Source organism: Pseudoalteromonas sp. BZK2 (assembly GCF_014349195.1).
Taxonomy (GTDB): domain Bacteria; phylum Pseudomonadota; class Gammaproteobacteria; order Enterobacterales; family Alteromonadaceae; genus Pseudoalteromonas; species Pseudoalteromonas simplex.
Map to the genome: position 1 here is coordinate 39,240 of NZ_JACSOG010000016.1, position 15,291 is coordinate 54,530.

Here is a 15,291-nt window from a genome sequence, read left to right on the forward strand (position 1 = left end):
TGCCATATTCAGCACCCATCACTTGTTGCCAATGTTAATTACGGGTTTGCAATTACTGCATTATCAATACGGTAAACCGCACCTTCACCCATCCCCCATGACGGGAACACCATGACAACGTCGATTGCACTAATATCAAGACCTGCACTGAGTAAGTCAGCAAGTGTAAACGTATAGGTTTGCCACTCACCCACAACTGGCTCGACACCTTCTTGGCTTGCACTTAACGCAAGCTCCACAGCTTGACCTGCATCGTTTGATTCAATTTTGAATAACCACTGAGCATCTTGGTTGCTGGCGTTTGAAACGATCTTCATTTCAAAACGAACCACACCTTCAGATAATAAGTGAGATGCATCAAAGCTCACGCCATCATCAGCTAAGAACCCCATTACCGTAGCGGTAGAACCAATTTGAAATTCTGCCACTGAGCCATGGGTTTCGTCATCCGTTTCGACTGTTGGTGTACTCCCTGCACAACAATCCCAAATGCTCCACAGATCTGCCACGTTTTCGGCAAATAGCGTTAGCTCTGATGCTGTAGATTCTTGCTCTGGTGCATAGATCCGAGCATTGTCAACACGGTAAACAGCACCGTCACCTTGACCCCATGCAGGGAAAATCATGATGACATCAATCGCACTTACATCTAAACCTGCGTTTAATAAAGTACTGATCGGGAATGTATAGGTTTGCCATTCACCCGCTACAGGGTCAGCGCCTTCTGTGCTTGTGTTTAGGTTAACTTCAACCGCTGTTGCACCTTCATTTGACTCAACTTTTAACAGCCAAGGCGCATCTGGCGTTGATGATAAAGAGGTGATCTTCATCTCAAATTGCAACATGCCATCATCAACCAGTGCTGATGCATCAAACTGCGTACCACTACCACCTGATGAAGTACGGTTAATAAAGCCCATTACGGTAGGTGTTGCACCAATCGAGAATTCAGCAGTCACACCATGTTCTTCGTCGTCGACTACTTCAACAGGTGATGAACCACCACAACAATCCCACAGCGGCCAATCAAGATTCGTTTCATCGGTGAATAAGGTTAATGAAGGCAATGTTGTTGTGCCGCCATTGGTAATTTCAACATTATCAACACGGTATACTGCACCTTCACCTTGACCCCACGCTGGGAAAATCATGATCACATCAATCAGCGATACATTTAAACCCGCATCAGCTAATGTTTGCAGTGGGAAGGTATAAGTTTGCCACTTACCAGCTACAGGGCTAACACCTTCAGTGCTAGCACTCAGGTTTAGCTCAACGGCTGTCGCACCTTCATCACTTTCAATTTTGAAAAGCCAAGGTGCATCTGGAGTAGAAAGTAATGAAGTCACTTGCATATCAAAACGCACATAACCGTCTTCTAGCATAGCGCTTGCGTCATAAGGAGTGGCTTCACCGTTTTCATCGGTAATAAAAGCATCACGGCTAATAAAACCATTTACCGTAGGCTCTGCACCCACACTAAATTCAACTACATTACCACGGTCGGCATCTTCAACTAACCCAGGCGTTGTGCCACCACAACAGTCCCATGCCGGCCAGTTAGGGTTAAAGCTGCTATCAAAAATAGTCAGCGGCGTAACAGTGCCATCACTTGGTGGTGTTGGAGCCGGAGCTTTGCCTTGCACAAGTGCATCTTCTAAGTTGTCGTAACCCGGGCGCACGGTTTCACAACCTTTACCTGTGTCAGGGTCTTGCGCACACTCATAAACACGAACATAGTCCACTTCAAAAGTTTGACCATTTTCGAATGCAGTTGCATCAATACCGGTTGCATTAACGTTTTCAGGCCAATCACCACCTACCGCAAAGTTTAAGATTAAATAAAACTCTTGATCGTAAGGAGATGCATCCCAAAAAGTCGTTAACTCTCCGGTTATTTGATCAAAGTACTCTGTGTACCAACCCTTATGTTTAAGAGCTAAAGCTTCACCATTTGCATTGTAAAGTAACTCTGATTGGCGCTGTGTTGCATATAAATAGTCATCTACGTACCAACGAATTTCACCTTCTTGCCATTCAATAGCATAAGTATGAAAATCATCAGCAGGATTAGAATCTTGCGAAAAGGTATACGCTTTACCACTGCTATCATTATTTGGCCACTCTTGGCCGTAATGTAACGTGCCGTAGATATTTGACTCTACACCGTCATCGGTTGGTACTTTTAAATTAACCGACTCAACAATGTCGATTTCTCCTGAACGAGGCCATCCACCATAAACTTCATCGGTAGGCATCATCCAAAACGCAGGCCAAGAACCTTGCCCACTAGGCAGCTTTGCTCGTACTTCAAAGCGACCATATTTAAAATCAGCTTTGTAACGAGTATTAATACGCGCAGAGGTATAAGGCTTATCAGCACCGTCTTCTGCAGGCAATGCAACGATATTAAGAATACCGTCTGCAATAAAGGCGTTTTCTTCACTGTCGGTATAACATTGTTTTTCGTTATTACCGCCACCCACACAGTTTATTTCGAAACTCCATTTTTTGTCATCGATAGCATCGCCATCAAAATTATCTTCCCAAACCATCACCCAGTCTGAAACAGGCTCAGTTGGGTTGACAGTATCAATTTTCGTATCTGTGGCAGAGCCGCCGCAGCCAGCTAATGTCGCTACTGAAAGCGCCATTGTAAGTTGTGTTAAGTGTGTTTTGAATCTGTTCATTGCATTGAACCCTAACATTATGTGTTTGTTAGTACTCAACTGATTTATATGAATATTATTCTAACCAGTCAATTGTAAGCGCTTACATTTAAAGACAAATAAAAAGCCCCGTAAATGTAAGCGCTTTCATTAGACTATGACAAGGTTATTAAAACGTCAATAAAATATTAACATTTGTGGCGATTTTGTTTTTAGACATATTTGACGAAAATGTAGGCTATATACGGCTAAATGAGGGGTTAAGAGCAAAGTTAATGATAAAGAACCACCCAAGATTTTGTTAATAAGAAAAACCCATTAACAAAATCTTTGCAACAATCAATCTTCAGTAATGACTATTTCAACTGCGCTTGTGTGCGCCTGTTGATAATACAAGCTACTGGCAAGTACACGGGCAGCGGTTTTGTAGGTTTCGCTTATTTGAGCGGCGTTGTCTTTGGCAATTAAATCGCCCTGCTCTGAGCTTTCACGAATTTCAATGGCCAGTGGAATATTTGCCAGCACAGGCACACCATGACGATGTGCTAATTTTACGGCACCATCTTTACCAAATACATGATTAGGCTCACCACAATGACCACATAAGAAGTAGCTCATGTTTTCAATTAAGCCAAGCACAGGCACGTTCACTTTATTGAACATGGCAATGCCCTTTTGTGCATCGGCTAGGGCTAAATCTTGAGGCGTGGTGATGATCACCGCACCACTGGCTGGCACTTTTTGGCTCATGCTTAATTGAATATCACCCGTGCCTGGAGGCATATCAACGATGAGATAATCAAGCTCTCCCCAAGCGGTCTCGTTCATTAATTGATTAAGTGCACCTGATGCCATTGGTCCGCGCCAAACGGTTGCATCATCGCTTGGTACTAAAAAGCCAATCGATTGCGCTTTGAGGTTATGCGCCTCAAAAGGAAGTAAGTTTTTATTATCGGCTGTTTTCGGCTCAGCCCCTTGTAGGCCAAGAAGCAGTGGAATAGATGGGCCATAAATATCGGCATCGAGAATACCCACTTTGGCACCTTCTTGCTCTAAAGCTGAGGCAAGATTCACTGCTGTGGTTGACTTTCCAACGCCCCCCTTTCCTGAAGCAACGAGCACAATATGTTTGATTTGCTTAAAACTAAATGTGCTTGGTAATTTCACTTTAGCGCTAATTGACACAGGCACTGATAGTTTATCGGCGACAAATTTTTCAATGTCGTTGATTTCGCCCAAGCCTGCAAAAGGGAGGTTTAATTTGACTTGCCAGCTTTTATCGCTGTTTTGATTAAGCTCTTCGAGCCAATCTTGCTCAATACCAATGGCAAATGCGCTACTACGATAAGCGGCTAAGGCAGCAATGATAGGTGCTTTTTCAGCCGATTTACTTGAGAATAGTTTTGACAGTCCAAACATAGCAATAAATTAGCGTTTCTTTGATGAAAAGTGCTGCGGAATTATGTAACATTCAAGCCATTAAAACCAGACAATTAGATAATATCATTGCTTTAGGTTGCATATAAGCAACTCACAATGAATTAAATAATGATATTCGAGCATATTTGCATCGAACTAATCTCAACTCGGAATGATTATGGCACAGCGAAAGATCCTGATTACTAGCGCATTACCTTATGCCAATGGCCCGACTCACTTAGGTCATTTACTAGAATATATCCAAACTGATATTTGGGCGCGTTTCCAAAAACAACAAGGTCATGAAACCTATTACGTTTGCGCGGATGATGCTCACGGCACACCAATTATGCTTAATGCGCAAAAGCAAGGGATCTCGCCAGAAGAGATGGTTAAAAACGTGAGTGTTGAACGTCAACGTGACTTTGCTGATTTCAACATTGAGTTTGATAACTATCACAGCACGCACAGTGAAGAAAACCGTCATTTCAGCGAGTTAATCTACAACCGTTTAAATGAAGCAGGTCACATTAAAAAGCATACTATTTCTCAACTTTTCGACCCAGAGAAAGGTATCTTCTTACCAGATCGTTTTGTAACAGGTACTTGCCCAACGTGTAAGTCAGAAGATCAAAACGGTGACAGCTGTGATTCTTGTGGTGCAACTTACAGCCCAACTGAGCTTATTAACCCACGCTCTGTAATGTCGGGTGCTGAGCCAATTTTAAAAGATTCTGAGCATTACTTCTTCGACCTACCTGCTTTTGAAGACATGCTTAAAGAGTGGTTACACTCAGGCACGATTCAACAAGAAATGGCGAACAAGCTTGATGAATGGTTTGCAGATGGCCTACAGCAGTGGGATATCAGCCGTGACGCACCTTACTTTGGTTTTGAAATCCCTGGTGCACCGGGTAAATATTTCTACGTGTGGCTCGATGCACCAATCGGCTACATGGCAAGCTTTAAAAACCTGTGTGATAAAAAAGGGATTGATTTTGATGCATTCTGGCGCGAAGACTCAGATGCAGAGCTTTACCACTTCATTGGTAAAGATATCATCTATTTCCACAGCTTATTCTGGCCTGCAATGTTAGATGGCGCAAAATTCAGAAAGCCAACAAATGTATTTGCCCATGGTTTTGTAACTGTGAATGGCGCGAAGATGTCTAAATCAAAAGGCACTTTTGTTAAGGCGCGCACTTACCTTGATAACCTAGATCCTGAGTATCTTCGTTATTACTACGCAGCAAAACTAAACAACGGCATCACTGACCTTGATTTAAACCTTGAAGACTTTGCACTACGTGTAAACTCAGACTTAGTAGGTAAAGTGGTTAATATTGCAAGTCGTTGTGCAAGCTTCATCACCAAGAAGTTTGACGGCAAGCTTAGCGACACCGTAATGGACGAAGCGCTATTAGGTGAGTTCCAAGCGGCTTCTGCAAGCATTGCAAATCACTACGAAAACCGTGATTACAGCCGTGCAATTCGTGAAATCATGGCCCTTGCTGATAAAGCAAACCAATTCATCGACGCTAAAGCGCCATGGGTGTTAATTAAAGACGAAACAAAACAACAAGAAGCACACGATGTATGCTCACTTGGTTTAAATATGTTCCGTGTACTTATCACCTACTTAAAACCTGTTCTACCTGGTATGGCTGCAAACGTTGAAGCCTTCTTAAACGACGGTTTAACATGGCAAGGCGCGCAAACAGCGCTGGTTGGTCACGCAATTAATAAGTTCAAACCGTTAATGCAACGTGTTGAAATGGATAAAGTAAACAAAATGATTGAAGAGTCAAAAGAAAGTCTAGTTGCTGAAAAAGACAAGATTGATCCAAACAGCCCACTCGCAAAAGAACCTATCAGCCCAGAAATCGAATTTGATGATTTTGCGAAAGTTGATTTACGCGTAGCAAAAATTGCTAAAGCAGAACACGTTGAAGGCGCAGATAAGTTATTAAAACTAACTTTAGATTTAGGTGGCGAAACGCGCCAAGTATTCGCAGGTATTAAATCGGCGTATGCACCAGAAGACATCGAAGGCAAGCTAACGGTAATGGTAGCAAACCTTAAGCCTCGTAAGATGCGTTTTGGTATGTCTGAAGGCATGGTATTAGCAGCAGGCCCTGGCGGAAAAGAAATTTATATTCTTAACCCTGATGAAGGCTCAGAGCCTGGCATGCGTGTAATGTAATTACACAATTGCTAGTTAATATAAAGAACCGTTGTGTTTCAGACACAACGGTTTTTTGTATTTAATGAATGCTTTAGATTAATGTTGTTAGCTTAAGAGCTGGGGCATGCAGGATATTCAGCAAGCACTTGTGTAATTATTTGCCCAAACTGCTGGTGTTGCTGTTCGGTAATCGCAAAAGCAGCATTGTAAGCTAGGGTATCTGCAAGCTCACCTGTTATAACTTCATAAAAAGTCATCGCGGTCAGTAAGTGCCCTGCGTTTGATGCATGATTACCATCTGCGCTGTAAAAATTAAGCTCAGGTAATGCGGCGATTGCTTTGTCCCAAACTAAGCCGATTGGTGCAACACAGCTTGCCTCTTTTTCGCTAATCGACAAATGCAATTGATAAACAAGCTCCCCTTCTTTGCTATCACCTCTTTGCGGATGCTCAGGAAACAAAATAGGTGTAATTTCCAGCTCTTTTGCACTGGCAATTAATCGCTCAGCCTCACTTGTAGAATAATTAACAGAGCCAGACTGAGAATACTTTTGACCTTGAAAAATAGCATGGCTCCAATTGGCTTGCTGTAGCTTTTCAACATTGCCCGATGTGTTCACTATTTCATCTAAAAAACGACCACTGACGGTAAGCGTTGAAACTTGAGCGTTGGTTAACTCACTGGAAATAAGCTGTTCAAGCAAATCCCCTAATCTAGCACTATGGCTATTGCCATAAATAATAATTTTATAGTCAGCACTACCACTGTTATCGACAAGCTCAACACCTGTATCCGGTGTTGAGCTGTTAGTGTCATCAACTTTTGTAGATTCGTTTTTTGAGCTCGAACCACATGCAACTAGGCTAATTGAAAAGACGAGTAACAAAAAAGATCGAATTAATCTCGCACACTTATCATTTATCATACTTTACCTTTTGGCTTATTATTTTATGTCGTTAATATTGAAACATAAAATTCTAAATTACCAATTTTGTACGATTTTTATCTAGGGTGCTAAGTACAAATCATGCAAGAGTCGCTCTTTTCGAGGTAAGTAATAATCATCATAATCAAGTGACACTATGACTCTTTTAGCTTTGCCTAATAACTCACTGCGAGGCACTAGCCCAATCACTCGCGAGTCTGCACTGTGATCGCGATTATCGCCCATCGCTAGATACATATCATTTGGAATAACGACAGGTGCAAAATGCTGCATCACCGAGGGCGTTTTTGATACCTGAATAGCGTGCTGAACACCGGCAAGATTTTCAATGAGTGTTTGCTGCTCTTGCTTATCATCAGTTAATGCGTAATCAAGTGCTTTACCGTTAATGATCAATTTATTATCGACTAAAGTCACTGTATCGCCCGGCACGCCAATAACACGCTTTATCAAACGGTTATTTGCAGCCTTAGAATCAAATACAATAATATCGCCGGCTTTTGGCTCATCAGTACGCATTAGCGAAATATGACTAAATGGTACACGCAGATCATAAGCCATTTTATCCGTTAAAATACGGTCCCCTTCAACGATGGTCGGATTCATAGAACCTGTTGGCACTTCATACCAATCAGCCACTGCACTTCTAAACACACTCATCAAGCAGATAAATAAAATCAATGAGCGGTTATTTTTCCATACCTTTAAAAGCCAGTTCATATTCGTTCCTTATTTATTGTTTGTGTCATTAGGAGTCTGAGCGGTACAAATTAGTTCTTAACTAAATGTAACGAAATGCGTCAATGATAAAAATACCATACATGATGTTAAAAATATTTGACACAGCAAGTAATGAGTAGTTTACTTAACACTAAGTCAAATATTTTTTACATAGGGTGGAAGAAAATGAGCTACAAAGAAATGACAATTTGGGGCACCTTGGTGGTAACCATAGGCCTGTTAAGCTATTACCTGTTAGGTATTAATTCACTACAAGCCGCGGGTGCTCTAAGCCAAGAGACCATGGTGTCTTATTTGTATAGGGTTGTCGTAGTTGCGGTGATCCTAGAGATAATTATGCAATCTGTACTTGCTGGTATTAAACACAAAGAAGCAGACTTAGGGGATGATGAGCGTGATAAGCTCATTGACCTAAAAAGCACCAAGCTTGGTCACTGGTTTTGCTCTGCAACTATCTTAATATGTGTATTTTTAGCGACGCAAATTGAGCGCGTATCTGGACGCATGCTGTTACCTGAGGTCTCAGATCTATATAATATTATGCACTTCCTTATTATTGGTTTTTTAGTCAGTGAAATTATTACTATTGCCAGCAAAGCGTATTTATATCGAAGAGACAGCTAGATGACAAAACAGCTCAGTAATACCATTCGGGAACTTCGATTTCATCACAATGAAATGACGCAGCAAGCATTGGCAGAGGCTGTTGGAGTTTCAAGGCAAACCATAGTAGCGATTGAAAAAGGTAAATACTCCCCCTCTCTTGAGGTGGCTTTTAAGATTGCTCAACTGTTTGATAAGAAACTAGACGACGTGTTTTCGTATCAGTAATAAACAAAAAAGGTTAGCCAAATAGCTAACCTTTTTTAAATTCGTATCATTTAATTTTATGACTGCTGATTTTTGAACTGCGCTTTGGCTTGCTCAACTTCATCATCACTGATACCCACTGATTTAGCCGCTTCTTTAATAAGGTGTGGCTGTGTCATCACTAATGCCATCAATTGTTGAAGCTTTTCTGGTGGGATACCTAACTGTTGGACCAGACCCATTGCCATCATTGGGTTTTCCATAAACGCTTGAAACAGCTCACGCACTTTCTCGTCACTTACATTGTGCTCTTTGAGCATTGCAATAATAGGGTTCATATTAACCTTTACTTTTAACTACTAATAAAACCAATAATATGGGCAAATTGATGTTATTCAACTAACATCACCACTTTTCCCGAGTTTTCGTTGTTATCTAAAATACGGTGAGCCTCATTCGCTTCTTGCCAATTTAAGGTTTTATAGATATTGCAATCGAACAACCCGTTGGCCAAGTCATCATAAAAACGCGAAATAAACTGCTCTTTTAAATCACGTTTAAATTCAATTGAACGGTTACGCAAGGTTGATGCATGAAAGGAAATACGTTTGCTAAGCAGCCTTGCAAAGTCAACCTCAGCAAAGCGCGCATCTAAAAAGGCTAACATCACAATTTGGCAATCCATTGCTGCAACGGCAGCATTTTTATTTAAATAGCGTCCTGAGACAGGATCAACAATGGTATTGGCCTGTAAATTATTGGCTTTGAAGTACTCTACAAAATCAGTGGTTTTATAATTAATGGTGTGATCTGCACCAAGCAGTTTGGCATGCTCACACTTTTCATCACTACCTGCGGTGATCACCACTTGAGCACCCGCGCGTTTTGCCATTTGAATTGCCGCCCCACCGACACCACTAGCTCCCGCATGGATCAGTGCCGTTTGCCCCGCTTTGAGCAGACCAAATTGAAATAAGGCAGAAAAAGCCGTTAAGTATACTTCACTGATAGCAGCGCCCTCTGCCATTGTCATTTCATCTGGTAACGGCATTACTTGCGCAGCATCAACGGCAACATACTCGCTGTAAGCACCGCCCGCACACAAGGCAAAAACGCGTTTATTAAGCCAGTCACCGGATACTGCACTACCTTGCTCAACAATGGCACCGGCGCATTCTAACCCTAGAATCTCACTGTCACCTTTGGGCGCAGGATATTTACCTTGTCGCTGTAAACAATCTGCGCGATTAACGCCGATTGCTGCAACAGCAATAAGAACTTCGTTATCTTTTAGGGCTGGTTTATCTGTTTGCGCAAAATGTAACTGTGAGTCTTCGTGCTTAATATAACGCATATCACCTTCTATTTAATTCGTTGCCAGATCTCAGCTTCGACTAATTTGCCATTTTCATACAAGGTGTGGTGCCACAAGTCACCTTCTATTTTGTAATCAAATTCCATGGTCTTACCAAGTAGTGAAGGTACATTACCATAGGAGAAAGTTTCGATAAATTGCTGGTCTTGCAAAACATATTTGCCGCCACCAGCATAATGAAAGTTGCCTTGCTTTTGGGTGATATAGCTAAAATGACTGGGTGTAATTAGTTTAACTGAGGTTATTTCTGGCGCTTTTGCCGTCACATAGCCGTCATTGGTTGCATATTTGCCTTCAACAAATTGCCAGCTACCTAATAACGGATTGGCGCTTACCATAGACGAAATAAATAAACTCGATAATAACAGTGTGTTTTTCATAGTGCGTTCCTTAGCAATTTTTTAATAGCATACGCTAACACTATGTTCCTATTAAACAGTTATAGGTTGAGATTTTTTCATTTGAGCTCTCATCGAAGAAAAGCGCCAAGACTGCTTATAAGGATAAACATCAAGCAATTGCCCATCGTTTATCGCAGTTTGTAATTGCTGCCACATTGTGGCGGTGAAAATATCTTGATGCGCAGCATTGAAGTGATCAAACGCTCGCTTATTAGCGCTAAAAAATACTTTAAACTGGCTCGGAAATACGTCGTTTTCTGCGATATCAAAGTAGCTTTCGCTACTGAGTTCATCTAATGAGTCATCGGTTTTTGGCAGTTCTCTAAATTGACACTCTGTCATTGGGCAAATCTCATCGTAGTCATAAAACACCACTCTTCCCCAACGGGTTACACCAAAGTTTTTCATCAGCATATCACCGGGGAAAATATTAGCCCCCGCAAGCTCTTTTATTGCTTTACCGTAATCAACCATTACTTGCTGCAGTTTTCGCTCATCACAGTCGTTGATATACAAATTAAGCGGCGTCATTTTGCGCTCTACATACACATGACGCAAAATAAGTGCATTACCCGAAATCACAAGGCTGTCACCAATTTGCTGCTGCATTATTTGTATAAGCTCATCACTAAATCGGCTTAAATCAAACGCTAAATAACGAAATTCATGGGTATCGACTAGCCGGCCTACTCGGTCGGCTTGTTTCACAAAGTCGTATTTGGCCATTACTTGTTGTTTGGTGGCCGTTTTTGGCGCACTAAATTTATCCTTTATTACCTTGTAGACATAATCTGAGCCTGGGGTGGTAAATACCAGCATCACCATGCCCGGCGTCCCCGGCGCAAGTGTGTATTTATCGTCAACGGGGCTATTACGGGTGGTATCAACTTTGTAACGATAAAACTCGGTTTTCGCGTGTTTGATAAAGCCTATTGCATTAAACAACTCAAAGCGTTGCTTATGAGGCATTAAAACACTGAGGTAATCTACGTAACGGGCGGGTTGGTCAGTGTCGACCATAAAATAAGTACGCGCAAAGCCAAACAACAAGCTGAGTTGATCAGCTCCCATCATCACAGCATCAATGTGCAACCCTTTTTCACTATTTAATAATGCAATCGCAAATGGCATGTTATCGCCGTTTTTAGCAATACAGCGGCCTATGATGTAGCAAGCTTTATTTCTGAAAAACAATGAATTAGCGTATTCAATATAACCGTCGTTAAGTGCAAGCAACTCATAAACTTGTGGGCATTGTTGTTTTGCTCCAGCAATCAAGGTGCGCTGTAACATGGCAACATCATCATTAAAATCAGCGTATTGCGAGCGAAACACATGGCGCTTGATCAAGCTACTAATCGCACTTTCAAAGCCATTTTGCAGGGAAATGCGACTAACCAGTGAATCAAAGGGCCTTGGCCCCAGTTGATAGCGCGCTTTTAGCACAAACAAGTGCACATTGCGGATTTTTCGTGAGTCCCAAATTGCGCCGAAGGTTGAATTAAAAAACGTATGAGCAATGGGCTGGTTTTCGTGGCTTTGCACCATTTCTGCGTATATTTGTTTGGCTAATAACCAAAGCGCTGGGTCGTCTACTTCGCTATAAGCAATAATTTTTACCGCTTGGCTTACCTTTTTGACTTGCCCTTCGTAAACTTGCAATCGCGATTTCATAGCCCCTTGAACTTGATGCCATTGGCGCTGCTCAAAGCGACTTTGAGCGCCGAGAGTTATATTTAAAAACTCTGCAAACATAGCCTCAAAGCCAGCATACACCGCACGGGCAAGCTTAGTCGCTACGACCTGATTTAACTGTTCGCTGTGTGATTTAACAGCCAAATGTGAACTTTGCTGTGGCATTATTTTTATCGCTTATGCTGATTATTTTAGTCGCCTTGTTTACACACAATAGCAAGCGCGCTTTAATTTAGGTAATTAATAAAGATAATAAATAAGATTGATCAAATGAATATTAGGCACGTCGACCTCAACCTATTAGTGTATTTAAATGTACTCATTGATGAACAAAGTGTGTCTAAAGCCGCCAATAAACTAGCTTTGACTCAACCTGCAATGAGTAATGCCCTTAAACGTTTGCGTGATTTATTTGATGATCCATTATTAGTGAGAGCCGCTGGCACAATGACGCCAACGGCAAAAGCGCTCAGTCTTAAACCAGAGATAGAATCACTGTTAAAAATGGCTGAGGAAATTACTCAGCCAAGTGAGGTATTCGACCCGAGCACCGCGAATATTACGTTTCGGATCATGGCAAACGACTACCTTGAATCAACGCTTATTGCGCCGTTTATCACTCAGCAGCTTGCAAAAAATCCGGGGCTTAATTTTGATATTTTGAGCCCAAGCGATGTTAACCTTCAAGATATGGAAAAAGGCACCATCGACCTTGCCATTAATCGCTTTAACGGCCTGCCCCGCTCATTCCACCAAGCCAGTGTGTGGCGAGACAATTACTGCTGCTTAACACACCCAGACAACCCTTACTTACAACAGCAAAACCTTGAAGGCTACCTTGCACAAGAACACATTTGGGTAAATCGGGCTGGTTGGGGCGTAGAAGCCGCAGTAACAAATAAATCAGGCAGCCAAAAACTCGGCTGGGTCGATGAGGCATTATGGCAATTAGAACAAACCCGCAATATTCGCGTATTCACCCGCCATTACATGGTTGCGAGCCTCCTTTGCCAATCACCTCAACTCATAGCCACATTGCCCCGCCGCCAAGCCATGTTGCTTGCAAAACACACTGATTTGGTAATAAGTCCAGTGCCATTTCAAATAGTTCCTATTGAAGTAAAAATGTTATGGAGCCCTTTGCTACATCACGCAAACCCGCATCAGTGGCTGCGTAGAGAGCTACTCGCCTTTGCCAGTACTGTGGCTGATCGCTAAAATCAGCATAATATTGATAAAATCAATATCAGTTATTGAAAACAACAATTTCATTAATAATGAGTGAAGGGCTAGAGTGAAGTTAAGCACATAAACAAAGAGAAAATGATTATGGAAACTTCAGCGCAATTCACTCAACAGGACGGCCTTTACATCAATGGTCAATTACACTCATTCATCGAGCAGCAGCTTTGTAAAAAAAGCGATTTAGCTTGCGAAGAAATTTACCAAACACTGGCAACCATGGTTGATGAGTTTGGTTGCCAATGTCGTAAAACCAAACATCAAGATGATGATGTTTTACAAGCAGACACACTGTTAAAAGCATATAGCACAGTACGTACTCACCCTCATTGCCATGTTGATGCACAAACAACAACTGCGGTGCTCGATGAATACTGCTGCCAAGTACCAGCTATTTTAGTGGTTGCGTTAATGGATACATTAACAGGCATGACAAGCAATGAGCCAGGTGCAGAGCACATTTATCAACGTGCAGCACAGTTAACAGGTAAACCATGTGTCTACGCAGTTAAAAGCGCCAATGCCGCTTAATATGGTTCATTATTTGAGTTACTTATTCGCGCGATGATGCTTGTTGCAAAATCACTGCAACTAAGCATCGTCGCATCGGCTACTAAGTTAGCCAAATCAAACGTCATTTCATTTGCTGTAAGCGTCTCTTCTAGGGCTTTCTCTATTTTATTCGCCGCTTCGTGCCAACCCATCAAACGTAGCATCATGACCGCGCTTAAAATACTGCTTGTTGGATTTGCACTGTCTTCCCCGGCGATGCGATTAAATGTACCATGAGTCGGTTCAAAAAAGGCCACTTCATTATTTAAGTTTGCCGCAGGCATAATACCTACCCCACCAACTTGTGCGGTTAGCATATCAGCTAAGTAATCGCCGTTTTGATTGGTTGTTACCACCACATCAAATTGCTCTGGGGTGAGCAGTGCTTGTTGAAGCATATTATCAGCAATCACTTCTTTAATGATTAAATCATCTTGTTCGTCTCGTTTGATCACCAACCAACGACCATTTTCATGCGCTTCAGCGTTGAACTCTTGCTCTGCTAGGGCAAATGCCCAACGTTTAAAGGCTCCATCGGTAAATTTAAGTACATTGCCTTTGTGCACCACCGTCAGTGATTCACTGTGCTCTTTAAGGGCAAAGTTAAGGGCGTAACGCATTAGTCGCTCTGCCGCCTCTTTCGAGCTATTTTTAATACCAATGCCACATTGGTTATCAAAACGAAGTCGGGTGACACCCATTTCTTGGCATAAGAAATCAAGCATACGTTCGTTGTCAATACTGCCAGCCTGCCACTCAATGCCCGAGTAAACGTCTTCTGAGCTGTCGCGTATTACTGTGATTTGGGTTTTTTCAGGCTCTTTTAATGGCGATGGTAAATGCGGATAACTGCGAATAGGCCGCATGTTAACGAATAAATCCATCTCATGACGAAGAGCCACATTTAATGAGCGAAAGCCTCCGCCAAGGGGGGTTGTTAACGGCCCTTTTATGGCAATTTTATACTGTCTAACGGCATGCAGGGTTTCTTGCGGGAACCAGTCGCCGTCGTATAATGCTGCCGCTTTTTCGCCATTGAACACTTCCATCCAATGTATTTGTTTATCACCTTGATAAGCATGACTCACCGCAGCATCGACAATATCTCGCATCACCGGGCTAATATCTTGACCCACACCATCGCCTTCAATATAAGCAATAACCGGGTTATCAGGAATATGCCATTGGCCCTTACTATCAATCGTAATTTGCGCGCCGTTCGAGGGGACTGAAATATGTTGATACTGCATCATGC

Annotated in this window: 14 protein-coding genes; 5 read left to right on the forward strand and 9 right to left on the reverse strand. The window is 42.1% G+C overall.

All coding sequences use genetic code 11. The annotated features are described in order from the left end of the window. Positions 1–38 precede the first annotated feature (38 nt). Positions 39–2,690: a glycoside hydrolase family 16 protein gene (locus tag BIZ38_RS11685; RefSeq protein ID WP_187490325.1), complete on the reverse strand. Its 2,652-nt coding sequence runs from the start codon at positions 2,688–2,690 to the stop codon at positions 39–41. Positions 2,691–3,008: 318 nt separating this feature from the next. Further along, positions 3,009–4,088, reverse strand: a complete 1,080-nt coding sequence (gene apbC, locus BIZ38_RS11690; protein ID WP_187490326.1) for an iron-sulfur cluster carrier protein ApbC — start codon at positions 4,086–4,088, stop codon at positions 3,009–3,011. A gap of 178 nt (positions 4,089–4,266) precedes the next feature. Between apbC and metG the strand changes: the two genes are divergently transcribed. Then, positions 4,267–6,291: a methionine--tRNA ligase gene (gene metG, locus BIZ38_RS11695; protein WP_054552942.1), complete on the forward strand. Its 2,025-nt coding sequence runs from the start codon at positions 4,267–4,269 to the stop codon at positions 6,289–6,291. 92 nt (positions 6,292–6,383) lie between these two features. On the opposite strand, the gene BIZ38_RS11700 is transcribed toward metG, so the two are convergent. Together BIZ38_RS11700 and lepB are read right to left on the reverse strand one after the other, a co-directional pair. Further along, positions 6,384–7,199, reverse strand: a complete 816-nt coding sequence (locus tag BIZ38_RS11700) for a hypothetical protein (protein ID WP_262387603.1) — start codon at positions 7,197–7,199, stop codon at positions 6,384–6,386. Positions 7,200–7,280: 81 nt separating this feature from the next. After that, positions 7,281–7,940, reverse strand: a complete 660-nt coding sequence (gene lepB / locus BIZ38_RS11705; protein WP_187490327.1) for a signal peptidase I — start codon at positions 7,938–7,940, stop codon at positions 7,281–7,283. 186 nt (positions 7,941–8,126) lie between these two features. On the opposite strand from lepB, the gene BIZ38_RS11710 reads away from it, so the two are divergent. Both BIZ38_RS11710 and BIZ38_RS11715 read left to right on the forward strand, forming a co-directional pair. Further along, the gene (locus BIZ38_RS11710; protein WP_187490328.1) at positions 8,127–8,585 is read left to right on the forward strand and encodes a hypothetical protein; all 459 of its coding nucleotides are present in this window, start codon (positions 8,127–8,129) and stop codon (positions 8,583–8,585) included. Further along, positions 8,586–8,792 carry a helix-turn-helix transcriptional regulator gene (locus tag BIZ38_RS11715; RefSeq protein WP_054552938.1) on the forward strand — a complete coding sequence of 69 codons (207 nt, stop codon included), beginning with the start codon at positions 8,586–8,588 and terminating at the stop codon, positions 8,790–8,792. It abuts the gene before it with no gap. A gap of 56 nt (positions 8,793–8,848) precedes the next feature. Here BIZ38_RS11715 and BIZ38_RS11720 read toward each other — a convergent pair whose 3' ends face one another. The 4 genes from BIZ38_RS11720 to aceK are packed head-to-tail and all read right to left on the reverse strand — an operon-like array spanning position 8,849 to position 12,407. Continuing rightward, positions 8,849–9,109, reverse strand: coding sequence for a DUF2999 family protein (locus BIZ38_RS11720; RefSeq protein WP_054552937.1), 261 nt, complete (start codon positions 9,107–9,109; stop codon positions 8,849–8,851). A 53-nt stretch (positions 9,110–9,162) separates the two neighbouring features. After that, complete coding sequence (locus tag BIZ38_RS11725) at positions 9,163–10,125, reverse strand: zinc-binding dehydrogenase (RefSeq protein WP_187490329.1); 963 nt, start codon at positions 10,123–10,125, stop codon at positions 9,163–9,165. An 8-nt stretch (positions 10,126–10,133) separates the two neighbouring features. Next, entirely contained in the window at positions 10,134–10,526 is a 393-nt protein-coding gene (locus BIZ38_RS11730; RefSeq protein ID WP_187490330.1) for a hypothetical protein, read from the reverse strand. A gap of 51 nt (positions 10,527–10,577) precedes the next feature. Continuing rightward, positions 10,578–12,407 carry a bifunctional isocitrate dehydrogenase kinase/phosphatase gene (gene aceK / locus BIZ38_RS11735; RefSeq protein ID WP_187490331.1) on the reverse strand — a complete coding sequence of 610 codons (1,830 nt, stop codon included), beginning with the start codon at positions 12,405–12,407 and terminating at the stop codon, positions 10,578–10,580. Positions 12,408–12,512: 105 nt separating this feature from the next. On the opposite strand from aceK, the gene BIZ38_RS11740 reads away from it, so the two are divergent. Continuing rightward, positions 12,513–13,460 carry a LysR family transcriptional regulator gene (locus tag BIZ38_RS11740; RefSeq protein WP_055021137.1) on the forward strand — a complete coding sequence of 316 codons (948 nt, stop codon included), beginning with the start codon at positions 12,513–12,515 and terminating at the stop codon, positions 13,458–13,460. 111 nt (positions 13,461–13,571) lie between these two features. Continuing rightward, positions 13,572–14,015 (forward strand): hypothetical protein, encoded by a 444-nt coding sequence (locus BIZ38_RS11745; RefSeq protein WP_138602318.1) that lies wholly within the window; start codon positions 13,572–13,574, stop codon positions 14,013–14,015. Here BIZ38_RS11745 and icd read toward each other — a convergent pair. Further along, complete coding sequence (icd, locus tag BIZ38_RS11750) at positions 14,012–15,286, reverse strand: NADP-dependent isocitrate dehydrogenase (protein ID WP_187490351.1); 1,275 nt, start codon at positions 15,284–15,286, stop codon at positions 14,012–14,014. The two genes, BIZ38_RS11745 and icd, sit on opposite strands and share 4 nt — an antisense overlap. Between the last annotated feature and the right edge of the window lie 5 nt (positions 15,287–15,291).